The organism is Aeromicrobium fastidiosum (assembly GCF_017876595.1).
Taxonomy (GTDB): Bacteria; Actinomycetota; Actinomycetes; order Propionibacteriales; family Nocardioidaceae; genus Aeromicrobium; species Aeromicrobium fastidiosum.
In genome coordinates this window covers 2,605,868-2,630,105 of record NZ_JAGIOG010000001.1, presented here as the reverse complement: position 1 = coordinate 2,630,105, position 24,238 = coordinate 2,605,868, and the positions used below count along the sequence as shown (strand labels likewise).

Below are 24,238 nucleotides of genomic sequence, written 5' to 3'. Positions count from 1 at the left end.
GGAGGACGTCATGGTCGAAGCACCCCGCAACACCCGGCAACGTCGCGCGGTCGTCGCGATCCTGGAGGATCTCGACGGCTTCGCCAGCGCCCAGGAGATCCACGACATCCTGAAGAAGCGTGGCGAGTCCGTCGGTCTCTCGACGGTCTACCGCAGCCTGCAGGTGCTGGCCGACGCCGCCGAGGTCGACGCGCTGCGCAACGACGACGGCGAGGTGCTCTACCGCCAGTGCAGCGCGGGTCACCACCACCACCTGGTGTGCCGCTCGTGCGGGCGCACCGTCGAGATCGAGGGTCCGTCGGTCGAGCGGTGGGCCGACAAGATCGCCGACGAGAACGGCTTCCGCGACGTCGCGCACACGCTCGAGATCTTCGGCACCTGCGCCTCCTGCGCGTCCTGAGCTCGACTGACCGTCAGCCCGCTGCCGGGGCCGCTCAGCTCGATCGGGTGACGTGCGTGCAGAGGCACACCTTGTTGCCCTGGGCGTCGGCGAGCACCCAGAAGCGGGGTGCCTGCTCGTCGGAGACCAGCGTGCCGCCAGCAGCGAGCGCCGCCGCGATGCGCGACTCGACCACCTCTGGCGACACCCGGAGGTCGAGGTGGAACCGCTGGTGCGGCTCGTCGTGCGGCTCGCACTGCTGGAACCAGATCGACGGGAGACGTCGACGCGGATCGGCCACGTCGACGTCGCCGATCTCACGGGCCGCGAGCACCGCGGCCCAGAACGGCCGGATGGCGTCGACGTCCCACGTGTCGATGGCCAGCTCGAGACGCTGGACGTCCGCCGGCTCGGACCGGGCACCCATGTCGGCGGCAAGGCCGCTGATGACCCGGGCCAGATCGACGTCGCGGGACGTCTTGCCGCCCGCATCGTGGCTCGTCAGGAGCACGTCGACGTGGTCGGGGCGCAGCTCGATCTCGGGGTGGTGGCCCGCTGCCTCGGCCGCCTCGCCGATCGCCGCGACCAGACGCAGCCCCGTCGCGAAGTCACGGGTCGCGAAGCGCGCCTCGAGTGCGTCGTGCATCGAGCGCCAGTCGTCGACACCCATCTGCGCGATCTCGTCGCCGGTCAACAGGTCGTCGGTCATCCCCTCACCCTAGGCTGGCCGCTCACGTCCCGTCGACGTCCATGTCGAGGCCCTCACCGTCACCCGCACCACCTGCCGCACCCTCTGCCGCGTCGTCCATCGTGCCGCTGCCATCGTCGTAGTACGTGCCGTCAGGCCCCGTGAGAAAGAGCTGCCAGAAGCCGGGGCGAGGCCACGGGCGATCAGCCAGGTCCTCCCACCAGATGTCGACCTGCGCCTCGTCCACCCCAGCGCGCAACAGCAGGTACCGCTCGAACATCGCGCCGTGGTTGACGAGCAGCGACACGAGCTGCGCCGCCCGCGCCTGCCCCACGACGTCCGGCACCAACACCCGCCGAACCCGGCCGACGGCGCGTCGTACGCGCAGCGCGACGTAGACGGCCCGCACGCCGTAGCCCGTGCCGATCCTCCTCGTCAGTCGTCCACCATCACATGATCGACCGCGAGACCCATGTCCGCACCCTGCGACGACGACGTCGGCACCGTCGACACCTAGGCTGGGACCATGACGATTCGGGCCGTGACCGGTGATGCGCTGACGGCACAGGACGTCCACGACATCTGGAAGATCCGCGACGCGGTGTTCGCCGTCGAGCAGCAGTGCGACGAGCCCGATGTCGACGACCGCGACCTCCTCCCGTCGACGACGCACCTGTGGCTCGCCGACGGCACCGGCATCACGAGCTACGTCAGGTCGTACGTCGAGGACGACGTGCGGCACGTCGGACGGGTGTGCACGAGACGCGACCAGCGCGGTCGCGGCCTGTCGGGCCGTCTCGTCGCCGAGTGCACGCGGCGCTGGGGCACGTCTGGGCTGGTGCTCAACGCGCAGGCCTACCTGGAGGACTGGTACGGCCTGCACGGCTACGTGCGGACGGGAGACAACTTCGTGGAGGCCGGCATCGACCACGTGCCGATGATCCGTCTGCCATGACCCCGCCCCGGCTCAAGCCGGCTAGGACAGGGCGTTGACGGCCTCCGTCACGTCGCCCTGCACCGTCGTCGCGTAGTCGTCGACCGCGACCAGCGCGGCAGAGAACTCCTCGGCGTACGAGAACGAGAAGCTGCGGTTGGCGTCGATGCTGGCGGCGAGCGTCGTCGCCTCGTCGATGACGTGCTGGAGCGCGGCGCGCACCGTCCCGGCCAGCGCCGTCTGCCCCTTGGGCACCCGCACGGCGGAGAACGAGTCGCGGGCCTGCACGAACGCGGGGACGAGCCGCGACCGGACGGCCGCACTGTCGCCCAGCGGCCCGAAGCCGACGTAGTCGGTCGCGCGCAGCCGCAGGGCGTCGCGGGCGGCCTCGACGAACGTCAGCGCGACCTCGGCCCGGCGCAGCTCGCGGCTCAATCGCTCGTACGGCTCCAGGAACGTCCGCTCGGTCTCGCGGGCCCTCGCGTACTTCTCGGACTGCTCGACCCCGAGATCGGGCGCGCCGGCGAGTCGCGGCGGCTCCGCGACGGCGCCGGTCAGCGCTGCGCGGAGCGTCGCCGGGTCAGTTGCCTCCACCTTCCCCAGCTCGCGCGCCACGTCACCGCGGAACGTCCCGACGTCGGACACGAAGTCCTCGGCGGCCCGGTCGGCCGCTGCGACCTGCTGGCCCTGACGCTGGTCCTGCACCACGACCAGGGCGCCGACGACGGCTGCCAGCACGACCGTCACGACGACCGGCACGAACATCAGCACCAGACGGCTCCGGGAGGTCACCCGTTCACCGTGCCAGCGATCGGCCGGGTCGGCAACGGACGCCGCCCCGGCTCAGCCGTCGATGCTGGGGTGCACGCCGTGCAGGCGCAGGCCGTACGTGAGCGCGTCGACGAGCGCCTCCCAGGAGGCCTCGATGATGTTGGCGCCCACGCCGACCGTGACCCAGACGTCCTTGCCGTCGGTGGTCTCGATCAGCACACGCGTGATGGCGTCGGTGCCGTGTCCCTGGTCGAGGATGCGCACCCTGAAGTCGGTCAGGTGGAACCGCGCGACATCGGGATAGACCTGCTCGATCGCCTGTCGCAGGGCATGGTCGAGCGCGTTGACGGGCCCGTTGCCCTCGCCGATCACGGCGAGGCGCACTCCCCCGGCCCGCAGCTTGACGGTGGCCTCCGACAGCGCCTCGGCACCCCGGGCCGACTCGGCCAGCACCCGCCACGACTCGACCTCGAAGAACGACGTTCGGGCCCCGTCGACCTCCTCGGCGAGCAGCAGCTCGAACGAGGCGTCGGCTGCCTCGAAGGTGTAGCCCGCCTGCTCCATCGCCTTGACCCGGTCGGTGACGCGCGCGAGCCGAGCGGGATCGCTCGCTAGGTCGTAGCCGAGCTCCTTGCCCTTGAGCTCGATCGTCGCCCGGCCGGCCATCTCCGATACCAGCAGGCGCATGTCGTTGCCGACCAGGGAGGGGTCGATGTGCTGGTAGAGATCGGCGTCGACGCGGATCGCGCTGGCGTGCAGCCCTGCCTTGTGCGCGAACGCCGAGACCCCGGTGTACGGCTGGCGGGCGTGCGGCGGGTAGTTCGTGATCTCCGAGATCGCGTGCGAGATGCGCGTGGCATCAGCGAGTCGCCCCTCGGGCAGGAGCGACATGCCCAGCTTGAGCTCGAGGTTGGCGACGCACGTGACGAGGTCGGCGTTGCCCGTGCGCTCGCCGTAGCCGTTGATGCAGCCCTGCAGGTGGCTGACGCCGGCCTGCACTGCCGCCATCGAGTTGGCGACCGCGCAGCCCGTGTCGTTGTGGGCGTGGATGCCGAGGCGCGCGCCCGTCGACATGACGTCCTCGACGATCTCGGTGACCCAGTGCGGCAGCATCCCGCCGTTGGTGTCGCACAGCACCGCGACCTCGGCACCGGCCGCGGCGGCGGCGCGGACGACCTCGAGGGCGTAGTCGCGGTTGGCGCGGTAGCCGTCGAAGAAGTGCTCGAGGTCGACGAAGACCCGCTGGCCCTCTTCGCGCAGGTGCGTCACGGAGTCGCGGACCATCGCGAGGTTCTCCTCGAGCGTCGTGCGCAGCGCCAGCTCGACGTGGCGGTCGTGGCTCTTGGCGACGAGGGTGACGACCGAGGCACCCGACTCGCGCAGGGCCGCGAGCTGGGCGTCGTCGGCGGCGGCGACACCGGCCTTGCGCGTGGCACCGAAGGCGGCCAGCGTCGCGTGCCGCAGGTCGAGCTCCTTGGCCGCGAGGCGGAAGAACTCGGTGTCCTTGGGGTTGGAGCCGGGCCAGCCCCCCTCGATGTAGCCGACTCCCAGGTCGTCGAGGTGGCGCGAGATGTGCATCTTGTCCTGGACCGACAGGTTGAGGCCCTCCTGCTGGGCCCCGTCGCGCAGCGTCGTGTCGTAGACGTGGAAGTCGCTCACGTGCTGGTGGCCTGCGTTCACTGGGTCGTCCTTCGTTCCGGTCGGCATGTCAGGGCACAAAAAAACCTCCCAGGGGGATGGGAGGCAGCGCGTCTGGGGATGATCTCAGCCCCGGGCGCGCCTGTCGATCATGATCGAGATGCTCTGCATGGCCGCCAGTCTAGACTGAGCCGCCTATGACCGCCAGACCCGTCCCCCGTCCGGCCGAGACACACGTCATGTACGCCGTCATGACCCCTGAGCCGGTGTCGACCGACGACCTGATCCCGCCCCCGTCACCCGAGCTGCTGCGCCGCTACGGCACGTCCGAGGTCGCCCTGCGGAGGTTGCGGTCGCGCCAGCACCAGACCCTGCTGCTGCGCACGTCCGACCTCGACGGTGCCGCATTCGTGCAGCGCGACACCCGGGTCGAGGCCCTGGCGCTGGCCGAGGACCACGACGGCGTCGTCATCGACCTGGCGGTCCCGCGAGTCGTGGAGGGCCGGCCGGGCGAGGTGTCGTTGTCGCACGCGACGCAGTGGTACGTCCTCGACTACGCCGACATCGGTTCGGGACGACTCGGCACCGTCGGGCTCGCGGCATTCGGGCTGCCGGAGGTCGTCGTCACCGGTGTCGACGAGACACAGCACGCGATGCACGGTGCCGTGCTGGCCGGGCTGGCGCACCGCATGATCGCCGAGTGGCCTGCCAACGACCCGGTCGGACGCGCGACGGTCACGCTGCGCGACATCGCCTACGGCCTGGGCGACCCCGCCGCCGCCGGGACGCCCGCCGACCGCACGATCGACGTCGAGATCGACCACGACCCAGTGGCCGAGCGCCTGGTCGTCACCCTCCTCGACGACCCCGCCACGGCGCTGTTCGCGCCCTGACCGCTCACGTCCTGGGGCGGTGCGCCAGCGTCCACTCGGACGCTCGGGCGGTGCGCCGGCGTCCAGGAACGGACGCGGGCTGGACGCCGGTGCACCGCCTTCGTCGACGCGTGGACGCCAGGTCACCGCCCTCAGGCGGGCGCGACCGGTACCGGTCCGGTCCGCGGCTCGGGTCGCTTGGCCAGGTTGGCCAGCACCTCCGGACGCAGGATCGCCTCGAGCTGCTCGCGCGGCAGGAGGCCCCGTTCGAGCACCAGCTCGGCGACGCCTCGACCCGTCGCGAGCGCCTCCTTGGCGACCTCGGTCGCCGCGGCGTAGCCGATGTACGGGTTGAGCGCCGTCACGAGGCCGATCGAGTTCTCGACCTCCGACCGCAGCAGCTCGACATTGGCCGTGATGCCGTCGACACAGCGGTGGGCCAGGGTCAGCACCGCCTGTTCGAGCCGCGAGATGCCCGCCGACAGCGAGTAGCAGATGACCGGCTCGAAGGCGTTGAGCTGCAGCTGGCCCGCCTCGGCCGCCATCGTGACGGTCATGTCGTGACCGATGATCTGGAACGCGACCTGGTTGACGACCTCGGGGATCACGGGGTTGACCTTGCCCGGCATGATGCTCGACCCGGCCTGCACGGCCGGCAGGTTGATCTCGTTGAAGCCGGCCCGGGGGCCCGACGACAGCAGCCGCAGGTCATTGCAGATCTTCGACAGCTTGACCGCGACGCGCTTGAGCGTGCCCGACAGCTGCACGAACGCGCCACAGTCCTGCGTCGCCTCGATCAGGTCGACCGCGGTCTCGAGCGGCAGCCCCGTGATGGCAGCCAGGTGCCCGCACGCGGACGGCACGTAGCCCGCCGGAGCGTTGAGCATCGTGCCGATCGCGGTGGCGCCCAGGTTGATCTCGTGCAGCAGCAGCACCGCCTCGCTGAGGCGGGCGCGGTCCTCGCCGATCATCAGCGAGTAGGTGCGGAACTCCTGGCCGAGCGTCATCGGCACGGCGTCCTGCAGCTGCGTGCGGCCCATCTTCAACACGTCGTGGAACTCGTCGGCCTTGCGCGCGAAGGAGTCCTCCAGCACCTGCATCGCGGCCAGCAGGTCGTGCGTCGCGAGGATGATCGCGATCTTGACCGCGGTCGGGTAGACGTCGTTGGTCGACTGGCTGAGGTTGACGTGCTCGTTGGGGTGGATGAACGCGTAGTCACCCTTGGCGTGGCCCATCAGCTCGAGCGCCCGGTTGGCGATGACCTCGTTGGCGTTCATGTTGGTCGACGTGCCGGCACCGCCCTGGATGACGTCGACCACGAACTCGTCGGCCAGCTCGCCCGAGCGGATCTCCTCGCAGGCACCGCGGATCGCCGCGAAGCGCTCGTCGTCGAGCAGGCCGAGCTCGTTGTTGGCGGTCGCGGCCGCCTGCTTGACGGACGCGAGCGCCTCGACGAGGTACGGGCTGACGGAGATGGGGATGCCGGTGATGGGGAAGTTCTCGAGGGCGCGGAGCGTGTGCACACCCCAATAGGCGTCCACAGGTACCTCACGGTCTCCGATCAGGTCGTGCTCGGAACGTGTGGCGTCGGACATGCGATCTCCTAGCTTGTGACGATGGTCACAAGCAGGGTTTCACACCCACACTTGCGCCCGCGACGAGACCCGACCATGGGTCGAGCGAAGCGAGACAGGCGCCTGCGCGAAGCGCAGCTGCGACGAAGTCGCAGAAGTCACGAGCGCTAGCGAGTGACGCGCCGCATCCAGCCGTGGCGGTCCTCGGCCCGGCCGTACTGGATGTCGACGAGCGCCGAGCGGATGTCGGTCGTGACCTTGCCGGGCTGCCCGTCGCCGCTGACGACCTCGCCGCCGTCCCACTTGAGCGACGCGACGGGCGTGACGACGGCGGCGGTGCCGCACGCGAAGACCTCGGTGATCGTGCCGTCGGCCGCACCCTGGCGCCACTCGTCGACAGACACGCGACGCTCGACGACCTCGTGGCCGAGATCGCGACCGATCTGCATGATCGAGTCACGGGTGATGCCCTCGAGGATCGAGCCCGAGAGCGACGGCGTGACGATCGAGCCGTCCGACTGGACGAAGTACAGGTTCATGCCACCGAGCTCCTCGATCCACTTCTGCTCGGTGGAGTCGAGGAACGCGACCTGCGCGCACCCGTGCTGGGCGGCCTCCTGCTGCGGCAGCAGCGAGGCGGCGTAGTTGCCGCCGCACTTGGCCGCTCCCGTGCCGCCCGCACCCGCGCGCGAGTACTCGCTCGACAGCCAGATCGAAACGGCCTGGACGCCACCGGAGAAGTACGCGCCCGCCGGGGAGGCGATGACCGAGTACGTCACGTGCTGCGACGGCCGGACGCCGAGGAAGACCTCCGAGGCGAACATGAACGGACGCAGGTAGAGGCTCTTCTCACCACCGGCGGGGATCCATGCGCGGTCGGCCTCGACGAGCGCCTGGATCGACCCGAGGAACCAGTCGGTCGGCAGCTCGGGCAGCGCCAGCCGGTGAGCCGAGCGCTGCATGCGTGCGGCGTTGGCCTCGGGCCGGAACAGCCAGGCCGACCCGTCGTCGTGGACGTAGGCCTTGAGGCCCTCGAAGATCTCCTGCGCGTAGTGCAGGACCGCCGTGGCCGGGTCGATCAGCAACGGGCCGTAGGGCACGACGCGACCGTCGGCCCAACCGGTGTCGGGCGTCCACTCGGCCAGGAACATGTGGTCGGTGAAGTGGTTGCCGAATCCGGGGTCGGCGAGGATCGCGTCGCGCTGCTCGGCGGTCTTGGCCGTCGGGTTCTGGGTCAGCGAGGCGGCGAAGGGGGTGGAGGTCATGGTGGTCACGATATCTCTTTCAGGACGAGGGGTGAATGGTCGCTAACCGACCTGTACACCCCCGGCGCTGAGTCGATCAGAGACGAGCGACGCGATGGCCTCTCCCACCTCCTCGGTCGAACGAGGAGCGGACGATCGCCCGGTGATGTCGGCCTCGACGGCCGCCGTGATCTGCGCTGCCGCCTCGGGGAAGCCGAGGTGCTCCAGCAGCATGCCGCCCGACAGGATCGCCGCCGTGGGGTCGGCCTTCGACTGGCCGGCGATGTCGGGTGCCGAGCCGTGGACGGGCTCGAACATGCTGGGCGACGTGCGGTCAGGGTTGACGTTGCCGCTCGCGGCCAGGCCGATACCACCGGTGATCGCCGCTGCCAGGTCGGTGAGGATGTCGCCGAAGAGGTTGTCGGTGACGATGACGTCGAACCGGGACGGGTCGGTGACCAGGAAGATCGTCGCGGCGTCGACGTGCAGGTAGTCGACCGTGACGTCGGGGAACTCCGTGGCGACGGCGTCGACCGTGCGCGTCCAGAGATGACCGGCGTGCACGAGGACGTTGTTCTTGTGCACCAGCGTCAGCTTCTTGCGGGGACGCGCCTGGGCCCGGGCGAAGGCGTCTCGGACGACGCGCTCGACGCCGAAGGCCGTGTTGATGCTGACCTCGGTGGCGAGCTCGTGGGGCGTGCCGACGCGGATGGCACCGCCATTGCCGACGTACGGCCCCTCGGTGCCCTCACGGACGACCACGAAGTCGATGTCGCCCCGACCCGTGATGTTGTCGCCCAACGGCGTCGTCACGCCGGGGTACAGCTTGGACGGCCGCAGGTTGACGTAGTGGTCGAGCGCGAAGCGCAGCTTGAGCAGCAGACCGCGCTCGAGCACGCCGGACGGCACGCTGGGGTCGCCGACCGCGCCGAGCAGGATCGCGTCGTGCCCGCGGATCTCCTCGAGCACCGAGTCGGGCAACGTCTCGCCGGTCGCGTGGTAGCGGCGCGCGCCGAGGTCGTAGTCCGTGGTGCTGAACGAGATGCCGTGGGCCGGAGCGACGACGTCGAGGACCTTGAGGGCCTGCGACGTGACCTCGGGTCCGATGCCGTCACCGGCCACGACTGCGAGCGAGAAGGATGTGGTCATGGCGACCATCCTAGGAGTGACGTCTCAAGATGTGAAACCGTCGTCCCGCGATGTGAGAACCCCATGGGCGGGGGTCAGTTGTCGTCGGGGCGGTCGGCGAGCTCGATCTCGAACGGGGTCGCCTCGTCGCGCAGGTGCGCCGGTCCCCACTCCATGAGCTTGCCGGACGTGGTGTGAGAGTTCATGACAGATCTCCTTCGGTGATGGTTCGGATGGTCAGGCGCGGGTCCGGCGTAGGTCCGCCGTCCAGCAAGCGCCACAAGATCCGGGATCACCGGGGAGTGCGAGAAGTGATGGAGACCAGGTCATGGTCTCGCTTACCCTGCTGCGGAAACGGCGGGCCAACGCCGAAACACCGCGGCAGGGTGTGGCCCTAAGAGGCCCTGCCGCGGCAAGCGATGAGTACGAGCTGCTTCCGCATGATGCGTCGATCGTACGGCAGGTATGCCCGCTCCGTACGGTGATCGCTCGGCGTGTCTCAGCCGCCGAGACGACGACGGCGTGACGCGGCCTCCGATCGTGAAAGACTGATCGCGTGAGTGCCCCCGCAGAAGTCCCCGCGCTCGTCTCGAGCACGCTCGACCTGTCGCGCCAGCGAGGGTTCATCACCTCGATCCGCAACGAGACGGGCCGCCTGCTGGCCTCGCTCGCGGCGTCCCGGACCGGGACGCTCGCCGAGCTGGGCACGGGGTGCGGCGTCGGGTCGGCCTGGCTGTCGAGCGGCGCACCCAAGGACGCACGCGTCGTCAGCGCCGAGCTCGACCCCGCCCTGGCCGGCGACGTGCAGAAGATCTTCGCGCAGACCGACAACGTCGACGTCATCGCGGGCGACTGGTCGACGCTCGAGCAGTACGCGCCGTTCTCGCTGCTGTTCATCGACATCCGCGAGGTCATGGAGAGCATCGACGTCATCGCCGACCTGCTCGAGCCGGGGGGCATCGCGGTGCTCGACGACTTCGTGCCCTCGGCCTTCTGGCCGCCGATCGTCGAGGGTCGCGTCGACACGGTGCGCGAGCAGTGGCTGACCGACGAGCGGTTCGCGGCGGTCGAGATGCTGATCGACGTCGACGCCTCGCTGATCATCGCCACCCGCCGCTGACGATCCGTCGCGCAGCGGAGCCGCAGCGGGCTGCCACCGCGTCGTGAGATCGTCAGGCGTGAGATCGAACGTCGAGGTGGTGCCGACCCGCCGGACCGCTGCCGTCGCCGCCGGCACCGCCCTCGCCGTGGCCACCGCGGCCGCGCTGCTCGGCATCAGCCTGTGGCCGATGGTCGTCGTGGCGGCGGCGACGTGGTGGACCACGCTCGGACCCCGCGTCGGACGCATCACCGCTCTCGGGCTGGTCGGTCCGGGCACCCTCGTGCTGCTGCTGGGGACACTGATCGTGACCGGGGCGACGGGCCTGCCCGCGTTCGGGACGCTCGTCGCGACCTGGCTCGCGGTGGGGGTCGCCGGATGCGTGGCAGTCGGGCGATCGCCCGCCACGTCGCGTCCGTCCGGACCCGGACCCGATCTCGCCTCGCTGTGGGTGCCTGCGCTCCTCGGACCCGTCGTCTGGCTCTCCGCCGTGCTGACCGGCGTCTCGTCCGGCTCCGTGGCGCGGCTGTCGTGGACCATGATGGGCGACTCGGTCACCAATCTGCTGTACGCGCGCTCGATCGTGGACGCGGGCGGTGTCGCGGTCGGTGGCGACCAGAACCCCGTCCCGCTGCCCTCGGCGCTCATCGCCATCAGTGCGTGGGCAGGGCGCGGCGACACCCCCGGTGCCGATCTGCTGCGCCACGACCTGACGGGCTTCGTCGTGGTCTGGACCCTGTTGGTCGCCGCCACGTGCTTCACGGCTGGCCTCGCGGCGGCCGTGACCGTCGGACCACGCCACCCACGCCTGGCCGCGGCGTCCGGCGCGCTCGGGTCCGCGCTGCCGCTCACGTGGTTCGTCAGCGGCTACGCGCTCGAGTTCGGCTTCTTCAACGCCCACGTCGTGCTGCCCGTGCTGCTGCTGTGCTGGGTCGTCGTCGTGGGCGGCACCCGCTCGGACGCTGCCGTGCTGCTCGCCCTGATGCTGTCCACGACGGTCATGCTCGCCGCGTGGACACCCCTGTCGCTGCTCCCTGCGGCCCTCGGCGTCGTCATCGTCCTGCGCCGCCGTCGCGAGCTCATCGCGACGCGGACACGCAGGATCGCGCTGGGTCTCGGCGTCGTCCAGGCGTGCGCGTGCGCGGCCCTCGTGGCGCTACCGGCCCTGCGCAGCTCCGGCGGGGAGCTCGACGCCGACGGGTGGGTCTACCCGCTCTCGCCGTGGGTGGTGGCGGGCGCATCGGTGGTCGCCGTCGCGGTGACCGTCGTGGCCGTGAGGCGACGCGACCCGGCCGCAGCGCATGTCGCGGCCCTCACGATCGCGTGCGTGATCGGCGTGGGCGCGCTGCTGCTCGTCAACGTCGGACAGGCGTCGGTCTGGAACTACTATCCGCTCAAGCTCGCGTGGCTCTCGTGCGTCATCGCGATCGTCGTGCTGGTCGCCACGACCGTCCGTCTGCTGGCATCGGCCGGTCGGACCACCCTGGCAGGCCTGGTCGGAGCGGCGATCGTGCTGGCCCTGACGATCGTGCTGCCGCAGACGCCACGGGCGCTCGGCGACCGGCCGACGTCGAATCCTCTGCAGCGGGTCGTCGGCGGTGCGGCGTTCACGGACGCGCAGACCGACGAGATCCTGCGGGGTGCCGATCCCGATCGACCGCAGATCCGGTGGTCGGACGGTGCCGACGACGAGGACGACGTCAACTTCTGGATCCTGCAGATGCTGACTCCGTACCCGACCGACGACGACCCGCTCTACCGCCTGTCGTACTCGTACCGGACAGGCAACCTCGACGACCTGTGCGAGATCGCGCGGCTCGTCCGTCCGGCGATCACGATCCGCACGGACGACGCGACGCTCACCGAACAGCTGGATCGCGCGTGCCCCGGGTTCGCCGGGCGCGTCGTGGTGACCGATCCGGCGTGACCTCGACCTGCGTGAAGCGCAGGAAGAACTGCACGATCGGGCCGATCGTCAGGGCGTACAGCACCGTGCCGGCCCCGACCGTGCCGCCGAGGGCGAACCCGATCGCCAGCACCGTGACCTCGATCGTCGTGCGCCACAGCCGGATGCTGCGTCCCGTGCGGCGCACGAGCCCCAGCCAGAGACCGTCACGGGGACCCGGCCCGAGCGCGGCCCCGATGTAGAGCGCGCCGGCGAAGCCGTTGCCGACCACGCCGCCCACGAGCAGGAGCAGCCGGAGCCACAGCTCGTCGGGCCGGGCGATGACCGCGATGCCGAGGTCTGCGGCCAGGCCGATGACGACGACGTTGAGCACCGTCCCGACGCCGGGCATCTGCCGCAGGGGGATCCACAGCAGCAGCACCACGGCACCCGTCGCGATGACGACCTGCCCGAAGCTCAGGCCGATGTGCTGCGTGACGCCCTCGTGGAAGACATCCCACGGGTCGAGGCCCAGCGTCGACTCCACCATCATGGCCATCGTGATGCCGTAGAGGAACAGGCCGACGTTCAGCCGCACCAGGCGGCCCGCGAGCCCGCTCATCGCTGCAACTGCCGATCGGCCCAGGTGCCGAGCTCGGCACCGTGGCTGCGCGGCGGCAGGTTCGAGCCGAGACCGTCGCGCGCCACGAGACGGGCGAGACGCACAGCGACCAAGAAGAGGGCCAGGAGCCCGATGAGTGACATGACGACGTTCATGACTCCACGATGACATTGATTGGCATTGGTCTACATAGCCAATTGTGAGAGAGTGGCCTCATGGCCCAGACGCTCTCCGCCCGCCGGCTCGCCGACCTGCTTGGGCCGCTCGACCACGTGGGGCCCGCCTATCGGGAGATCGCCGACCGACTCCGGCTGCTCGTCGTCGACGGACGCGTGGCCGACGGCAGCCGCCTCCCGTCGGAGCGCGAGCTCGCCACGGCCCTCGGCGTCAGCCGCACGACGACGACCCGCGTCTTCGCCGAGCTGCGCGACTCCGGCCTGCTGCAGTCCCGCCGGGGCTCGGGCAGCATCGTCCGCGTGCCGCTGTCGACGTCGAGCGCGAGCAGCCTCATCGTCACGCCCGACAGCTCCGACACGATCGCGATGACGTACGCGGCTCCGATCGGCCCGCCGGGGCTGACCCGCGCCTTCGAGACGGCCGTCGCCAAGCTGCCGGGGCTGCTCGCCACGACCGGCTACCTGCCCGACGGCCTGCCGGTGCTGCGCGAGGTGCTGGCGCAGCGGTACACCGACGGCGGGCTGCCGACCGAGCCCGGCCAGATCATCGTCACGAGCGGTGCGATGGGTGCCATCTCGCTGCTCGCCCGCACGCTGGTCTCCCCCGGTCAGCGCGTCGTCGTCGAGGGCATGGGGTATCCGCACGCGCACGACTCGTTCGTCGCCGCGGGAGCCCGGCTGTCGCCGCTGCCGGTCGACCGTTCGCCCTGGGACACCGAGGCGCTGGCCGCGGTGCTGTCGGGCGCACCCCACCGCGCGGCCCTGATCGTGCCCGACTTCCACAACCCCACGGCCGCGATCATGGGCGATGCCGAGCGGCACGAGTGGGCCCGTCAGCTACGCCGCCACGACGTCGTCCCGGTCGTCGACGAGTCGCTGCGCGAGATCAACCTCGACGGTGTCGAGCTGCCACCCGTGTTCGCGACCTACGACCCCCGCGCACTGCTGATCGGGTCGTCCTCGAAGGCGTACTGGGGCGGGCTGCGCGTCGGCTGGATCCGCGCCCCCCGCGATGCCGTCATGCCGCTCGTGCAGGCCCGCATGATGGACGATCTCGGCTCGTCGGCGTTCGACCAGCTCGTGCTGTCCGAGCTGCTCGTCGAGGGCGGCCAGACAGCCGCGGCAGGCCGCTCGCGTCTGCGCGCGGGGCGCGACCACCTGCTCTCCGAGCTCGCCCGCGAGCTGCCCGACGTCCACGCCCCGTGCCCGGCAGGTGGCCTCAGCCTGTGGGTGACGCTGCCCGAGCGGATGTCGTCGCGGCTCACGTCGGCGGCGGCTCGACACGGTCTGCTGCTGACACCCGGCCCGCGGTTCGTCACGCGTCCTGGCACCGTCGGCGAGCGGCACCTGCGCCTGCCCTACAACCAGTCGCACGAGACGCTCACCGAGGCCGTGTCGAGACTGCGAGCCGCATATGACGAGGTCACCGACACAGGCACGGTCGCCCCGTCGTCCACGGCACCCTCCAAGACCCTCGAGATGATCGCCTGACCGCACACGTCAGCGGTGGTCGCGGCGACGGACCTTGCCGGTGTCGTCCCGAAGCTCGTCGCGGACCAGCTGCCAGCTGCGGGGCACCTTCTCGGGGTCGAGGCGGGCGCGGGTCCACGCCGCCAGCTCCGCCACGGTGACCTCGCCTGCCGCGACATCGACGACGGCGTGGACGGCCTGGCCCAGGTCGCCGTGGGGCCGGGGGACGACGACGGACGACCGCACCGCGGGATGCTCGTCCAGCACGGCCTCGACGTCGGCGGGCTGCACCGTGGCACCCCCCGTCACGATGACGTCGTCGAGGCGGTCGGCGACGAACAGGTAGCCGTCGGAGTCCATCCAGCCCGCGTCGCCCAACGTGTGCCAGCCGTCGCGCACGTGCGGCTCGGCTCCCACGTACTGGTAGGTCGGGCCTGCCTGGCGACGCATCACGATCTCGCCGCGCTCGTCCGGTGCCGCCACGGTGCCGTCAAGGCGCACGATGCGGAACTCCGACCCCGAGACGGCCCCACCGACCGATCCGGGATGCGCCAGCCACTCGTTTCCCGTGATCATCGCGATGCCCTGCGACTCGGTGCCGGCGTAGACCTCGACGACCCGGTCGGGTCCGAGCCACTCGATCCACGACCGCTTGAGCCACGGCGCGCACCGTGCACCGAGGTGCAGGACGCTCTCCAGCGACGAGACGTCGTGCGCCTCGCGTCCCTCGAGCCGCCAGATGCGCTGCATCATGGTCGGCACGAGCATCGTCCAGGTCACGCGGTGGCGCTCGATCGCCTGCAGGGCCGCGGCTGCGTCGAACCTGGGCAGCATCACGAGCTCGTGACCTGTCATGAGTCCGCGCATCGCGTAGACGAACGGCGCGGCGTGGAACATCGGACCGGCCACGAGCTGCACGGCGTGCCGCGGCACGAAGGGCGCGATCGCCGCCGTGGGGTCGACCGTCGCCGGGGTCGTCGACCTGACGATCTTGGGCCGCCCCGTGCTGCCGCTGGTCGTGGGCGCCTTCCACGACGACGCGACCAGATCGGGCAGCGGCGTGTCGTCGTCGGACGGCACCAGTCCACCGGCCCGCACGAGCTCGGCGTCGACGACGAGTGCAGGACGGGCGAGGTCGAGGACGGCCGCGCGCTCCCCCGGTCCGATCCGCGGCGACAGGGGTTGGGGGGTGGCCCCGAGCTTCCAGGTCGCGACGCACGCGACGACGAAGTCGATCCCGTTGGGCAACGCGATCGTGACGAGGTCGTCGTGCCCGACGCGCTCAGCCCAGGCCCGCGCGACGCCGTCGGCGACACGATCGAGCTCGCGCCGTTTCAGGATCGCGTCGCCACATCGGACGGCGACGGCGTCGGGTGCCGCGTCGGCCAGGTGCGTCAACGCCCTGCCGATCGACATCGACGTCACGTCAGGTGCGCGGCGTAGAAGTCGAGGTGCGCCCGCGCCGCCGCCTCCCACGTGTAGGACGCCGCCAGGTCGCGGCCGATCTGCGGATCGGGCGGGTCGGACAGCACCGCGGCCAGCGCCCCGGCCATCGCCATGGGCTCGGAGGCGAACCGCACGGCGTCGCCGAAGACCTCGCGCAGCACCGGCAGGTCACGGGCGACGACCGGCACCCCCGCCGCGAGCGCCTCCATGGCCGCGAGCCCGAAGCCCTCCTTGGTCGACACGAACGCCATCGCCGCCGCGCCGGCCACCAGGGACGCCAGCTCGCCCTCGTCGACGACGCCGAGCATCTCGTGGTCGACGCTCAGCTCGGCGGCGCGCCGCTCGAAGGCGGCCCGGTAGTCGCGGTAGTCGAACAATGTCTCGCCGCCCGCGAACACCAGGCGGACGTCTGCGCAGCGGCGCCGCATCAGCGCATAGGCCTCGAGCAGGTCGATGCTGCCCTTGCGCGGCTCGATGCCACCCAGCGCGAGGACGTACGGCCCGAGCCGGTCGTGCCACGCCGCCCGCCCCGCCGCGCCGTCTGGACCGGCGGCCCGGGCGAATCGCCCAGCGTCGACCCCGTTGGGGATCACGGTCGGCTGCAGGCCCCAGCCCGCCTTGACCTCCGCGGCGACCGACTCCGAGACGCAGATGCGTCCGACCGGGTCGACGACCGCCCGCTCGTGGCACGCGACCAGCTCGGGCGTCGTGAAGGTGTCGAGGTGGTGGATCGTGCGCAGGCACGGCAGCGCGGCATTGGCGCTGATGCAGTCCTGCGCGTGCACGATGTCGTAGGCGTCGGGCCTGAAGGCGTCGCGCAGCACCACGATGGACCGCTGGATGCGCGCCCCGACGTCCTCGCCGGGCTGCTCGGGGAACGGCACCGCGTGAACCCCGACGGACGGGTCGACGGCGCGGTAGAACGTCGCGTCGCCCCCACGTCCGAGCGTCCAGACGTCGACCTCGGCCCCCGCGCGGCTCAGCGCCTCGGCCAGGGCCAGCGTGTGCACGACGCCGCCTCGCGGCTTGGTCGAGTACGTCAGCAGCGCGATCCTCACGCGTCCCCCCGCGGCGTCGTGACGTAGCTGTCCGGCGCGCGCTCGTCGAGGTGGTGCAGGATGCGCCGGGCCCGGACGATCTCGGCCTCCACATCGATCTCGGCGACGGCGAGCGCGCCCTTCGACCACGTCCGGGCCAGCACGTCACCGCCGGGGCCGACGATCTTCGCCTGGCCCAGGAACCGCAGACCGCCCATGACGCCCGTCTGGTTGGACGAGACCCACACGATCTGGTTCTCGGCGGCCCGCGCGCTGTCGTAGAGGTCGAACAGGCGCGACTGCCGGTCCTGCGGCAGGCGGGACGCCCGGTCGGTGACGCTCGCGGGCCACGCCGACAGGCAGGCCACGACGTGCGCGCCGTCGAGGGCCAGCGACCGGGCCGCCTCGGGGAAGGTCTTGTCGTAGTCGATCATCATCCCCATGCGCCCGACCGGGCTGTCGAAGGCCTCGAACGTCGAGCCGGCCCGGTAGGCCAGGGCCTCCCCCGCGGGCTGGTGCACCTTGCGGTGGCGGCCGAGGATGCCGTCGCCCGTCACGCACAGTGCCGCGTTGTAGGTATGCGCGTGCCCGTCGACGACCTCCTCCTCGGTGTAGCCGAAGCACACCGTCATGTCGCCGGCCATCGCGACGACCCGGCCGACCTCGAACGAGTCCTCCGTGACGGCAGGCGGCAGCGCATGGGCGTCCGGGTGCCGCAGGTCGGAGAGGTAGCCGCCGAGGGTCGCGTCGGGAAAGACCAGCAGGTCGACGCCAGCGCTGCGGGCGTCGGCGACGATGCCGGCCATCTTCTCGAGCGACCGGTCGATGTCGCGCCCGAAGTGCGCGGCGACCGAGGCCAGGCGCACGGCCTAGCGATCCGCCGCGGCGGGCCGGCGAGCCCCGACGATGCACGAGAAGACATGCTCGGCGTCGCGTGCGATGCCGGCGAACCGTCCCGATCCCCACGTGTGCATCCACGGCAGGCCGAGGAAGTAGAGCCCCGGCACCGACGTCACGCCACGCGTGTGGGTGGGTGCCGCAGCACCGTCGAACACCCCCACCTTGACCCAGCGGTAGTCGGGTCGGTAGCCGATGCCCCAGATGATCGACGTGACGCCGGCAGCTGCGAGGTCGAGCACCCGCGGCTCGTGGTCGGGCACCCAGACCGGGTCGTACCGGCCACCGGGCGGGGCGTCGATGCCCTCCCGCTCGATGTACGCGTCGATGTCGCGGCAGATCGAGTTGTAGACCGCGTCCGCGCTGTCGAGGGCCTGCGTCATGGTCGGTTCGAACGACAGGGTCGTGCCCTCCGCGCCCGACATCAGCCCGTACAGGCGCATGCCCTCGGCCGCGAACTGGCGCAGGTCGATGTCGCGCCCGCCGTCGCGGCCCGTGACGTAGTGATTGGTCTTCTCCCGTGCCGCCCGACCGCCCGGGTACTGCTGCACGGGGGTGTCGTACAGGCCCATGTCGGCGAGCCAGGTCATGCAGTCACGCCCACGGTAGGTGCGCGCGACGCGTGGCGCGTCGCCCAGCGCGAGGTGCACCGACCGTCCCTCCAGGTGGAGGTCCTCGGCGATCTGCGCGCCCGACTGTCCCGATCCCACGACGAGCACGTCGCCGTCCGGCAGCTGGCTGGCGTTGCGGTAGTCGGCCGAGTGCACCTGCGTGATCGACGGGTCGATCGCCGCGGCGAACGGCGGCACGATCGGCACGTGGTAGCCGCCGGTCGCCAGGACGACGTGCTCGGCCTCGAGTGTCTCTTCGCCGTCCGGTCCCCGCAGCGTCAGCACGAACCCGCCGCCGTCACGCTCGACCAGCGACGTCACGGCGGTGTGCTCGCGGACAGGCGGGGCGAAGCTGTCGGCGTAGCCCGCCAGCCAGGCGGCGACCTGCTCGCGGGTCATGAACCCGTCGGGATCGTCGCCGTCGTACGCGTAGCCGGGCAGCCGGCAGTGCCAGTTGGGCGTCACGAGGGTGAAGTTGTCCCACCGCCGATCGGTCCACTCGTGGGCGGTGGTGGACGCCTCGAGCAGCACGTGCTCGACGCCCTCCCGCTTCAGGAACCAGCTGACCGACAGTCCGGCCTGGCCGGCGCCGACGATCGCGACGGGAATGCTCATGCGGTCTCCTGGGTGACGGGAAGGGGTGGTTGCATGTCGAGGACGTCGACCGAGTCGTGCGGGTCGAAGGTCGCGGCGCTCCGCTCGATGCGCTCGAGCGAGGCGGCCGACGCCGAGCACGTGAAGCCGTACGTGGCCCGGACGCGCTCGCTCGCCTCGCCGAGGGCCACCGCGGCCCGGCGGACGAACTCGTCGACGCGGTACGACGTCCCGGCGGACAGGTGGTCGTGCATCACGAGCGACGGCGAGTAGCAGTCGGCGACGCGCCCGTCGGGCCAGCGCACCGTCACGGTCATCTCAGGCATGGACCGGCGCCTTCATGACGTAGGTCTCGGGGCGGCGGTCGCGCAGGTGGAACATCGACCGCCGCGCGGTGTCGAGCGCCTCGTCGAGGTCGACCCCGGCGATCGCCAGCCCGGCGTCGGTGCCGGTCGTGGCGAGCACGTCGCCGCCCGGCCCGACGATCTTGGCGTTCGCGACGAACCGCATCGACCCGAACGTGCCGACCTGGTTGGCGGCGACCCACACGATCTGGTTCTCGAGCGCCCGCGCCTGGTCGAACAGGTTGAACCGCTTGGTCCACCGGTCCTCGGCGATGTCGGCAGCACCCGCGGTGCGCGACGAGGGCCAGGCCGAGATGCAGGCAACGACCTGTGCCCCGTCGAGGGCCAGGGCGCGCGCCGCCTCGGGGAAGGCCTTGTCGTAGCAGATCAGCATGCCGAGCCTGCCGACCGGAGTGTCGACGGCTTGGTACACGTCTCCGGCCTCGTAGTAGAGGTTCTCTCCCAGCGGCTGGTGCACCTTGCGGTGCACGCCCAGCACGCCGTCACCGTTCACGGCCGCCGCGCTGTTGTAGCGGGTGCCGCCGTCCGCCTCGCAGAAGCCGAGCACGAGGGTCATGTCGCCGGCGATCTCGGCGACCCGGCGCAGCTCGGGTCCGTCCACGTCGAGGACGGGTGGCAGCGAGTCGGGGCCGTCACCATCGGTGTGCAGCGTCGAGAGGTAGCCGCCCAGCGTCGCCTCGGGCAGTGCGAGCAGTCGGACGTCGCGTGCTCGCGCCTCGTCGACGAGCCGGGCGATCAGCGCGTAGGCCTCGTCGAGGTCTCGCCCGAAGGCGGCCGATGCCGCGGCCAGGTGGGTGATGGTCATGAGCGGTCCTTCGTCGTCGTGATGGTGGGCAGTCCGGTGACGGTGTCGGTGATCGCGGAGGTCACGACGCCGTCGGGCCAGCGCAGGTCGACCCCGCGCCCGTCGGTCAGCCGTCCGCAGACGACGGTGTCGACGAAGGCCGGAAGCGCGGCGCGTGCCGGGGTGCGCTCTGTCGTGACCATCGCGAACCCCGGGAAGCAGGTCATCCAGTCGCCGGCCGTCGTCGCCGGTGGCATGGGCACCTGGTCGACGTCGAGGACGGCCTTGCAGCCGCTCGCCTCGGCGAGCATCCCCGTCGTGCCGATGACGCCGGCCATGCTGACGTCCTTGGCCGCCGTGGGGCGCAGCGCCGGGACGACCCCGGCCAGCGCGCGCAGCTCGCCTGCGCGGCGGTGCGACGAGGAGTCCCACTGGCTGCCGGTGTAGCCGGGCCGCCATTCGCCGCCGAGATCGGCGGTCAGCCTCAAGGACTCCCCCGGGCTGCCGCCACCCCCGGCGACCGGGGAGTCGGTGCGGCCCAGCGCCGTGACGCTGAGCGCGGCCGGGACACCCAGCTGCGTGTGCCCGCCGATGATCGGCACCCCCCAGGCCTGCGAGGCGGCCCGCAGGCCCCGGAAGATCCGCCGCGCGAACGAGGCGTCCCGGGCACCGACGGCGTCGAGCAGACCGACGGGCGAGGCGCCCATCGCGGAGATGTCGTTGAGGTTGACCAGCACGGCGCACCAGCCGGCCCACTCGGGATCGCGCTCGACCATCGACGGCAGGATCGCGTCGCATGCGGCCAGCAGGTCCGAGCCGGGCACGGGGGCCGCATCGTCGCCGATGAACCCCGTACCGCCCAGGGCACCGGTCAAGGCAGCGGCACCGCCACCGCCGAGGTCGTGCAGCAGCGATCCGAGGACCGCCTTGGTGGCGTCGGCGAGCCGCTGGGCCCGGTCGATCGGCCACAGCATGTGGACGTGCGGACGGCCGTGCACGTCGAGCGTCGTCAGCGACCTCCACCCGAGTCGGCGGAACAGCCGCTCGTTCTGTGCCTGCACCGTCGCGTCGAAGCGCAGCGCACCCTCGGCCTCGGCCCGGGCGCAGGCAGCCCGCACGAGTGCCGCGCCGATGCCCGCGTGCGTGCGTGCCTCGGCGCTGACGGCCAGCCGGCTCCCGGACCACCAGCCGATGTCGCGTCCCTCGACGGCGGGCGCGACACGGACTCCGCCGAGCAGCGTCCCGTCGGTTGCCCGGGCGACCAGCACGACGGCGCGCGGGTCGTCGTCGATGCGGTCGTGGTCGTCCGCATCGAAGATCCCCTGCTCCGCGACGAACACCTCGCGCCGCAGCGCCCGGAAGGCGTCGAGGTCGGCGCGCGCGTGTGCCTGCTCGACGATGAAGGTCGGCACGGGGACGGGCCGCGTGCCGGTCAGGATGCCCCGGTCGAGGTCGACGATCGTCATCTCGTCACGCCCCTTCGCTCTGGAGCACGCTGCAGGCACCGCACGCGGCGCACCCGGCGGCCTGGTCGGAGCCGTGCATGCCGGCCTCCATCAGGGCGTGGGCGACACGACGGGTCACGTCCTGCAGCACCTCGGCGGGCGGCGGGGCCACGCCGTCGACGTCCGTCGCGAGCGTGCCGGCCAGCGGCCTGAACGGCACGACGAAGGGGTAGACGCCCATGTCGACGAGCTCCTGCGCTGAGGCAACCATCTCGTCCGGGTCCTCGCCCAGCCCGACCAGCAGATAGGTCGAGACCTGGTTGTGGCCGAACACGCGGACGGCCTCGCGCCACGCGGCGCGGTACTCGTCGAGCGGCACCGTCGACTTGCCCGGCATCCAGCGGCGGCGCACCTCGTCGTCCATCGACTCGACGTGGATGCCGATCGACCGGGCACCGGCCTCGTACAGGTCGGTGATCGTGCGCAGGTCGGCCGGCGGCTCGCACTGCACCTGGATCGCGAGATCGGGCAGCACCTCGCGCACGGCCCGCACGCACCGTGCCAGGTGGGTCGCACCGCGGTCGCGTCCGTTCGACGTGCCGGTCGTCATCACCATCTGGGTGATGCCGTCGAGCTCGTGGGCGGCCTTGGCCACCTCGGCGATCTGCGCGGGCGTCTTGACCGCGATCGTCGAGCCCGCCTCGAGCGACTTCTCGATCGCGCAGAACCGGCACCGTTCGGCCTCGTCGTACCGCACGCACGTCTGCACGACGGTCGTGGCGAGCACGTTGGCCGAGTGCAGGCGCGCGATCTTCTCGTACGAGACGCCGTCGGCGGTCTCGAGGTCGTAGAACGCCGGGCGGCGCACCGGCTCCACGCCGAGGCCGGTGTCGGCCCCGTCGAGGAGCAGGCGCCCCCGGTTGATCGTGAACGGGCTGTCGGGATTGATCGGGATCGCGGTCCCGACCCCCCCGAGCAGCACGTGACCGTCATCGCTCGGTCCCGCACCCGACTGCCGGCTCACGGGCGCGTCGAGCAGCCGGATGCCCTGGATCGCGACGTCGACCCGGGTCGTCGTCCGTGTGGCGGTGGATCCACCGCAGGCGGGCGCGGTCATGATCAGAGGTTGTAGACGGAGTTGATGATCGCGCCCTTGCGGGCGTAGTGGATGATCGCGTCCTGCACGTCGAGCGGGTGCGCGGGAATGACGCCCTCGATCAGGTCCTCCTCGCGGATGCCGTGCAGCGCCAGGCCGAAGCGGCAGCAGTAGACCGTCCCGCCCTCGGCGATGTACGTCTCGAGCGAGGCGTTCATGTTGAGCTCGCCCGGGAAGCCCGCGTCGCCGGTCGTCGGGAAGCCGCGGTTGGCCGAGCACGCGAGCGTGCCGGGACCGTAGAAGTAGATCGCGGTCTCGAAGCCCTTGCGCAGTGCGCGGGTGGCCTGCAGGATCGCGACGAAGCTGACCGACGACTCGTGCGGGATGCCGTGGATCAGCGTGAAGTACGACTGCCCCTCCTCGGCCTGGTAGTCGGGGAAGATCTTGGTCGAGCCGTAGAGGTTGGTGCCCTTCGGCAGCGAGGGGTGCTGGATCTCGGCGAGCGAGGCCTCGATGTTGGCGGTGATCTGGTCGTCGATCTCGGTCATGTCGTCTCCTGTGCGATGGGTATGGGGTGCTGCACTGGCCGGTGGGATGCGGCCAGGGTTCGTGGGAGTCAGCCGTACGACGGCTCAGCCGTACAAGCTCTCGAAGTTGCCGCGGAAGAATGCCTCGAACAGCTCGGGGTCCTTCGCGACGGCAGACAGGCGCGCGTGCTCGCCCTCGAAGTCGCCCCAGGGGCAATCGGTGGCGAACAGGATGCGGTCGTGGCCGACGCCGCGCCTCTCGATCTCCTGCACGAGCCAGACCGGCGCGAAGCCGATCGTCCAGCTCGTGTCGGTGTAGACCTGCTTGCCGGCCTCGATCCAGTCGAAGAGGCGACCGCCGATGAGCTTCATGTGTCCGCTCATGCCGCCGCCGAGGTGGACGAGGTGGATCTTGGTGTCGTCGCCGTACGTGTCGACGAGCGTCCCGACCTGGTCGATGTCGGACGCGGCGCCCGGCGAGGTGTGCACGTGCACGACCAGGTCGTTCTGCGCGGCGGTCGTGAAGATCTTGTCGATCTCGTCGGCGCAGTCGGGGTCTGTGGGGTGACCGCCGAGCAGGAAGCTCGTCTTGAGCGCCTTGACGCCCGACTCCCCCACGAGCTTCAGCGCCTCGTCGTTGCGCGCGGCGTCGGATGCCTTGGGCGAGACCCAGAGGCCGCAGCTGACGCGGTCGTCCTTCTGTGCTGCCTCGACCGCCAACGGGTTGAGGTCGAAGGCCGCATCGGGCACCGGCACGCCGTAGTTGGGCAGCACGAGCGCGCGTTCGGTGCCCTCGCGGTCGAGGTCGGCGAAGAAGCCCTCGACGGTCTCCTTGGCGGTGACGTCGGCGCGGATCGCGGGGCCGCCGTAGAACGGGTACGCAGGCAGCGCGCCGATGTGACGGTGGCTGTCGAACACGCTCTTGGTCAAGCATCCGGTCAACGTCATGCATCCAG

The 24,238-nt window shown here is 71.2% G+C and carries 25 protein-coding genes; 6 read left to right on the top strand and 19 right to left on the bottom strand.

Going from position 1 to position 24,238, the window contains the following annotated elements; all coding sequences use genetic code 11:
* Positions 1 to 10: 10 nt before the first annotated feature.
* Entirely contained in the window at positions 11 to 400 is a 390-nt protein-coding gene (locus tag JOF40_RS13030) for a Fur family transcriptional regulator (protein ID WP_129185911.1), read from the top strand.
* A gap of 34 nt (positions 401 to 434) precedes the next feature.
* Here JOF40_RS13030 and JOF40_RS13025 read toward each other — a convergent pair whose 3' ends face one another.
* Together JOF40_RS13025 and JOF40_RS13020 are read right to left on the bottom strand one after the other, a co-directional pair.
* On the bottom strand, positions 435 to 1,088 hold the full coding sequence (locus JOF40_RS13025; protein ID WP_129185910.1) for a 4a-hydroxytetrahydrobiopterin dehydratase: 654 nt from the start codon (positions 1,086 to 1,088) through the stop codon (positions 435 to 437).
* A 22-nt stretch (positions 1,089 to 1,110) separates the two neighbouring features.
* Positions 1,111 to 1,476, bottom strand: coding sequence for a hypothetical protein (locus JOF40_RS13020; RefSeq protein ID WP_129185909.1), 366 nt, complete (start codon positions 1,474 to 1,476; stop codon positions 1,111 to 1,113).
* 117 nt (positions 1,477 to 1,593) lie between these two features.
* Here JOF40_RS13020 and JOF40_RS13015 point away from each other — a divergent pair, with 117 nt between their 5' ends.
* Entirely contained in the window at positions 1,594 to 2,022 is a 429-nt protein-coding gene (locus JOF40_RS13015) for a GNAT family N-acetyltransferase (protein ID WP_129185908.1), read from the top strand.
* 21 nt (positions 2,023 to 2,043) lie between these two features.
* On the opposite strand, the gene JOF40_RS13010 is transcribed toward JOF40_RS13015, so the two are convergent.
* Both JOF40_RS13010 and cimA read right to left on the bottom strand, forming a co-directional pair.
* Complete coding sequence (locus tag JOF40_RS13010; protein ID WP_129185907.1) at positions 2,044 to 2,793, bottom strand: hypothetical protein; 750 nt, start codon at positions 2,791 to 2,793, stop codon at positions 2,044 to 2,046.
* A gap of 51 nt (positions 2,794 to 2,844) precedes the next feature.
* The gene (cimA, locus tag JOF40_RS13005) at positions 2,845 to 4,431 is read right to left on the bottom strand and encodes a citramalate synthase (protein ID WP_307800770.1); all 1,587 of its coding nucleotides are present in this window, start codon (positions 4,429 to 4,431) and stop codon (positions 2,845 to 2,847) included.
* A gap of 176 nt (positions 4,432 to 4,607) precedes the next feature.
* On the opposite strand from cimA, the gene JOF40_RS13000 reads away from it, so the two are divergent.
* A complete protein-coding gene (locus tag JOF40_RS13000) occupies positions 4,608 to 5,303 on the top strand; it encodes a hypothetical protein (RefSeq protein ID WP_129185905.1) in 696 nt (231 codons plus the stop codon).
* Between the two features lie 131 nt (positions 5,304 to 5,434).
* Here JOF40_RS13000 and aspA read toward each other — a convergent pair whose 3' ends face one another.
* The 3 genes from aspA to JOF40_RS12985 form a co-directional block, all read right to left on the bottom strand.
* Positions 5,435 to 6,877 carry an aspartate ammonia-lyase gene (gene aspA, locus JOF40_RS12995; protein ID WP_129185904.1) on the bottom strand — a complete coding sequence of 481 codons (1,443 nt, stop codon included), beginning with the start codon at positions 6,875 to 6,877 and terminating at the stop codon, positions 5,435 to 5,437.
* Positions 6,878 to 7,023: 146 nt separating this feature from the next.
* Positions 7,024 to 8,121: a branched-chain amino acid aminotransferase gene (locus JOF40_RS12990; RefSeq protein WP_129185903.1), complete on the bottom strand. Its 1,098-nt coding sequence runs from the start codon at positions 8,119 to 8,121 to the stop codon at positions 7,024 to 7,026.
* 42 nt (positions 8,122 to 8,163) lie between these two features.
* Entirely contained in the window at positions 8,164 to 9,249 is a 1,086-nt protein-coding gene (locus JOF40_RS12985) for a 3-isopropylmalate dehydrogenase (protein ID WP_188111944.1), read from the bottom strand.
* Positions 9,250 to 9,784: 535 nt separating this feature from the next.
* On the opposite strand from JOF40_RS12985, the gene JOF40_RS12980 reads away from it, so the two are divergent.
* Both JOF40_RS12980 and JOF40_RS12975 read left to right on the top strand, forming a co-directional pair.
* Entirely contained in the window at positions 9,785 to 10,348 is a 564-nt protein-coding gene (locus JOF40_RS12980; RefSeq protein WP_129185901.1) for an O-methyltransferase, read from the top strand.
* A gap of 58 nt (positions 10,349 to 10,406) precedes the next feature.
* Positions 10,407 to 12,254, top strand: coding sequence for a hypothetical protein (locus JOF40_RS12975; protein WP_129185900.1), 1,848 nt, complete (start codon positions 10,407 to 10,409; stop codon positions 12,252 to 12,254).
* Here the strand turns inward: JOF40_RS12975 and yczE are convergent.
* Positions 12,187 to 12,834, bottom strand: a complete 648-nt coding sequence (yczE, locus tag JOF40_RS12970; protein ID WP_188111945.1) for a membrane protein YczE — start codon at positions 12,832 to 12,834, stop codon at positions 12,187 to 12,189. The genes JOF40_RS12975 and yczE overlap by 68 nt on opposite strands.
* Positions 12,831 to 12,989, bottom strand: a complete 159-nt coding sequence (locus tag JOF40_RS12965) for a hypothetical protein (RefSeq protein ID WP_188111946.1) — start codon at positions 12,987 to 12,989, stop codon at positions 12,831 to 12,833. Before JOF40_RS12965 ends, yczE begins: the two co-directional genes overlap by 4 nt.
* 60 nt (positions 12,990 to 13,049) lie before the next feature.
* Here JOF40_RS12965 and yczR point away from each other — a divergent pair, with 60 nt between their 5' ends.
* On the top strand, positions 13,050 to 14,501 hold the full coding sequence (yczR, locus tag JOF40_RS12960) for a MocR-like transcription factor YczR (RefSeq protein ID WP_129185899.1): 1,452 nt from the start codon (positions 13,050 to 13,052) through the stop codon (positions 14,499 to 14,501).
* 9 nt (positions 14,502 to 14,510) lie between these two features.
* Here the strand turns inward: yczR and JOF40_RS12955 are convergent, their stop codons facing one another.
* The 10 genes from JOF40_RS12955 to JOF40_RS12910 all read right to left on the bottom strand — a co-directional run bounded on the left by JOF40_RS12955 (position 14,511) and on the right by JOF40_RS12910 (position 24,230).
* Entirely contained in the window at positions 14,511 to 15,896 is a 1,386-nt protein-coding gene (locus JOF40_RS12955) for an AMP-binding protein (RefSeq protein ID WP_129185898.1), read from the bottom strand.
* A gap of 5 nt (positions 15,897 to 15,901) precedes the next feature.
* Positions 15,902 to 16,984, bottom strand: a complete 1,083-nt coding sequence (locus JOF40_RS12950; protein ID WP_129185897.1) for an MSMEG_0565 family glycosyltransferase — start codon at positions 16,982 to 16,984, stop codon at positions 15,902 to 15,904.
* Complete coding sequence (locus JOF40_RS12945) at positions 16,981 to 17,829, bottom strand: carbon-nitrogen hydrolase family protein (protein WP_129185896.1); 849 nt, start codon at positions 17,827 to 17,829, stop codon at positions 16,981 to 16,983. The genes JOF40_RS12950 and JOF40_RS12945 overlap by 4 nt, the downstream gene beginning before the upstream one ends.
* A 3-nt stretch (positions 17,830 to 17,832) precedes the next feature.
* On the bottom strand, positions 17,833 to 19,086 hold the full coding sequence (locus JOF40_RS12940) for an MSMEG_0569 family flavin-dependent oxidoreductase (protein ID WP_129185895.1): 1,254 nt from the start codon (positions 19,084 to 19,086) through the stop codon (positions 17,833 to 17,835).
* A complete protein-coding gene (locus JOF40_RS12935) occupies positions 19,083 to 19,391 on the bottom strand; it encodes an MSMEG_0570 family nitrogen starvation response protein (RefSeq protein ID WP_129185894.1) in 309 nt (102 codons plus the stop codon). Before JOF40_RS12935 ends, JOF40_RS12940 begins: the two co-directional genes overlap by 4 nt.
* On the bottom strand, positions 19,384 to 20,235 hold the full coding sequence (locus tag JOF40_RS12930; protein ID WP_129185893.1) for a carbon-nitrogen hydrolase family protein: 852 nt from the start codon (positions 20,233 to 20,235) through the stop codon (positions 19,384 to 19,386). Before JOF40_RS12930 ends, JOF40_RS12935 begins: the two co-directional genes overlap by 8 nt.
* A complete protein-coding gene (locus JOF40_RS12925) occupies positions 20,232 to 21,680 on the bottom strand; it encodes an MSMEG_0567/sll0787 family protein (protein WP_129185892.1) in 1,449 nt (482 codons plus the stop codon). The genes JOF40_RS12930 and JOF40_RS12925 overlap by 4 nt, the downstream gene beginning before the upstream one ends.
* Positions 21,681 to 21,684: 4 nt before the next feature.
* Positions 21,685 to 22,776, bottom strand: coding sequence for an MSMEG_0568 family radical SAM protein (locus tag JOF40_RS12920; RefSeq protein WP_129185891.1), 1,092 nt, complete (start codon positions 22,774 to 22,776; stop codon positions 21,685 to 21,687).
* A gap of 2 nt (positions 22,777 to 22,778) precedes the next feature.
* On the bottom strand, positions 22,779 to 23,303 hold the full coding sequence (locus JOF40_RS12915; protein ID WP_129185890.1) for an MSMEG_0572/Sll0783 family nitrogen starvation response protein: 525 nt from the start codon (positions 23,301 to 23,303) through the stop codon (positions 22,779 to 22,781).
* 84 nt (positions 23,304 to 23,387) lie between these two features.
* Complete coding sequence (locus tag JOF40_RS12910) at positions 23,388 to 24,230, bottom strand: amidohydrolase family protein (RefSeq protein ID WP_129185889.1); 843 nt, start codon at positions 24,228 to 24,230, stop codon at positions 23,388 to 23,390.
* Positions 24,231 to 24,238 lie beyond the last annotated feature (8 nt).

Coding starts and splice junctions, on each gene's coding strand:
- JOF40_RS12985 (WP_188111944.1), bottom strand. CDS start 9,249: ATGACCACATCCTTCTCGCTCGCAGTCGTGGCCGGTGACGGCATCGGA.
- JOF40_RS13000 (WP_129185905.1), top strand. CDS start 4,608: ATGACCGCCAGACCCGTCCCCCGTCCGGCCGAGACACACGTCATGTAC.
- JOF40_RS12965 (WP_188111946.1), bottom strand. CDS start 12,989: ATGAACGTCGTCATGTCACTCATCGGGCTCCTGGCCCTCTTCTTGGTC.
- JOF40_RS12915 (WP_129185890.1), bottom strand. CDS start 23,303: ATGACCGAGATCGACGACCAGATCACCGCCAACATCGAGGCCTCGCTC.
- JOF40_RS12920 (WP_129185891.1), bottom strand. CDS start 22,776: ATGACCGCGCCCGCCTGCGGTGGATCCACCGCCACACGGACGACGACC.
- JOF40_RS12935 (WP_129185894.1), bottom strand. CDS start 19,391: ATGCCTGAGATGACCGTGACGGTGCGCTGGCCCGACGGGCGCGTCGCC.
- JOF40_RS12955 (WP_129185898.1), bottom strand. CDS start 15,896: ATGTCGATCGGCAGGGCGTTGACGCACCTGGCCGACGCGGCACCCGAC.
- JOF40_RS12930 (WP_129185893.1), bottom strand. CDS start 20,235: ATGACCATCACCCACCTGGCCGCGGCATCGGCCGCCTTCGGGCGAGAC.
- JOF40_RS12925 (WP_129185892.1), bottom strand. CDS start 21,680: ATGACGATCGTCGACCTCGACCGGGGCATCCTGACCGGCACGCGGCCC.
- JOF40_RS13015 (WP_129185908.1), top strand. CDS start 1,594: ATGACGATTCGGGCCGTGACCGGTGATGCGCTGACGGCACAGGACGTC.
- JOF40_RS12910 (WP_129185889.1), bottom strand. CDS start 24,230: ATGACGTTGACCGGATGCTTGACCAAGAGCGTGTTCGACAGCCACCGT.
- JOF40_RS12940 (WP_129185895.1), bottom strand. CDS start 19,086: ATGAGCATTCCCGTCGCGATCGTCGGCGCCGGCCAGGCCGGACTGTCG.
- JOF40_RS13030 (WP_129185911.1), top strand. CDS start 11: ATGGTCGAAGCACCCCGCAACACCCGGCAACGTCGCGCGGTCGTCGCG.
- JOF40_RS12990 (WP_129185903.1), bottom strand. CDS start 8,121: ATGACCTCCACCCCCTTCGCCGCCTCGCTGACCCAGAACCCGACGGCC.
- JOF40_RS13025 (WP_129185910.1), bottom strand. CDS start 1,088: ATGACCGACGACCTGTTGACCGGCGACGAGATCGCGCAGATGGGTGTC.
- yczR (WP_129185899.1), top strand. CDS start 13,050: ATGGCCCAGACGCTCTCCGCCCGCCGGCTCGCCGACCTGCTTGGGCCG.
- aspA (WP_129185904.1), bottom strand. CDS start 6,877: ATGTCCGACGCCACACGTTCCGAGCACGACCTGATCGGAGACCGTGAG.
- yczE (WP_188111945.1), bottom strand. CDS start 12,834: ATGAGCGGGCTCGCGGGCCGCCTGGTGCGGCTGAACGTCGGCCTGTTC.